The sequence below is a fragment of the Hyunsoonleella sp. 2307UL5-6 genome (assembly GCF_047345485.1).
Taxonomy (GTDB): Bacteria; Bacteroidota; Bacteroidia; order Flavobacteriales; family Flavobacteriaceae; genus Jejuia.
The window spans coordinates 1-1599 of the sequence record NZ_JBLFEN010000025.1 but is presented as its reverse complement, the minus strand read 5'-3'; the positions used below and the strand labels follow the sequence as shown (position 1 = coordinate 1599).

General features: G+C 29.1%; 3 protein-coding genes. All 3 read right to left on the bottom strand.

The features are described 5' to 3' along the window. Positions 1–253: 253 nt before the first annotated feature. Positions 254–679, bottom strand: a complete 426-nt coding sequence (locus tag ACKGJY_RS15495; protein WP_413974809.1) for a hypothetical protein — start codon at positions 677–679, stop codon at positions 254–256. 10 nt (positions 680–689) lie between these two features. Beyond that, positions 690–935: a hypothetical protein gene (locus ACKGJY_RS15490; protein WP_413974808.1), complete on the bottom strand. Its 246-nt coding sequence runs from the start codon at positions 933–935 to the stop codon at positions 690–692. A gap of 153 nt (positions 936–1088) precedes the next feature. Continuing rightward, on the bottom strand, positions 1089–1454 hold the full coding sequence (locus ACKGJY_RS15485) for a hypothetical protein (protein WP_413974807.1): 366 nt from the start codon (positions 1452–1454) through the stop codon (positions 1089–1091). Between the last annotated feature and the right edge of the window lie 145 nt (positions 1455–1599).

Sequence of the window (1599 nt, the reverse complement as noted above, 5' to 3'; positions counted from 1 at the left end):
AAATAGTCTAATAACGTTCTTTCTTTTGCTACTTTTTTTTCTTTACAACTAATTGTAAATAGAACTAATAATAATGTAATAAAAGTTTTGTTCATTGGTTTGGTTAAATGCACTACAACGTTGATGTGTATGATTTCGTTGCGTGTTTAAAGCACTAAAGTTAGCAAATAAATCACAGATAGAAAGTCCGCGAAGACTTTCGTAAGCAGGCAATAACCAGCAATGAATTATACACGGTGTTGTAGGTAGTTTTTTATCTTTTCATTTTTATTGAAATCGGATATTCTTTTCCGCTAATTTTTGTCCAACCAACTATTAAAATCCAATTAGGATGCAAACTTAAATTAATATTCAAGTCGTTATGTTCCATAAAATAAACAGCAGTTTCATAATCGTTTTGATTTTCTTCGTTAATTACAATTTGTCCTTTTTTTCCTAAATTTATTTCACGTGCATAAAATTCAGGAGAGTATATTCCGAAACCAAATTCAAAGTCTTCCTTTTCACAAAGTTCATCAAAAATATTTTCATCTGACTTAATTGTCAAATCAATTATTTCATTCCCATTAATTTCAATCGTTGATTTTTCTCGGTCAAATGAAAAATCATAATTTCCAATTATAAATTCCTCTTTAATTTCTTCAGTTTCGTTCGTTTTTTTCTTAAATATATTTCTCATTCATTTACCTTTAACTTCGCTCCTCTTTTACAGTTGCAGCATTTAAAATTGATAATAAGTCATTATTTGCTTCATTGATTATTGAATCAATTTCATTTTCAAATCGAGATAAATATATGATAGCAGACTTTACTTGAAATAAATTGTATTTCGATGTATCAACATTAAGTTTCTTAAATTTGATTTCAACAGTTTTTAAATGATAATTTTTATCAGTTAATAATTCAAAATAAAATTTTTCAGGGTCTTTTCTCATAATTACCTACAACGTTTACGTATATGAAATGTTGCGTGTTTGTGTGCGAGGATTTTCCGAAGGAAAATCGGAAGCTAGCAAACAAAGTAACTCACATTGGTTAAGCACAAAACAGCAATTTTTTATATACATTGTTGTAACGCGTTTTTTTATTTATTCTTTCGAGATTTCCACATATTTTTCATTTCCTACATATATTAAAATTCCGATTGCAAGTGAAATTACCTTAGGCAGTAATTCAGTCAGATTAATTTCATCTCCTAATCCAATTTTAAACAGTTTTGCCAAAAACGAAATTCCGTGACTTAACATTAATATTATCGCCCAAATTTTAATTCCAATTTTCGCATTTTTATTTTTTGATAAAATCAAGAATATTAAAACACCCTGAATCGCAATTGGAAGAAGTGCTTTTATATTTCCGGTTGTCAGTCCGTATATATTCCAACATAACAGTAGAATTATATATCCGATTAGAGAATATTCGAATGCTTTTTCTTTAAAATTTATTTTCTCCATTAAGTTTGGTCAAATGCGTTACAACGGTCTCGTATAACCGTCAGTTACGGGTTAATTAGCGATTATTTTCGGTTACGCACTGACATTAGCAATTCCGAGTGGATTCGGACGTAGTCGAATCCGCCGTAATTGCGGTTATACATTG

Bases quoted from the DNA above. Each gene is read 5' to 3' on its own strand.
- ACKGJY_RS15495 (WP_413974809.1), bottom strand. From the start codon at position 679: ATGAGAAATATATTTAAGAAAAAAACGAACGAAACTGAAGAAATTAAA.
- ACKGJY_RS15490 (WP_413974808.1), bottom strand. From the start codon at position 935: ATGAGAAAAGACCCTGAAAAATTTTATTTTGAATTATTAACTGATAAA.
- ACKGJY_RS15485 (WP_413974807.1), bottom strand. From the start codon at position 1,454: ATGGAGAAAATAAATTTTAAAGAAAAAGCATTCGAATATTCTCTAATC.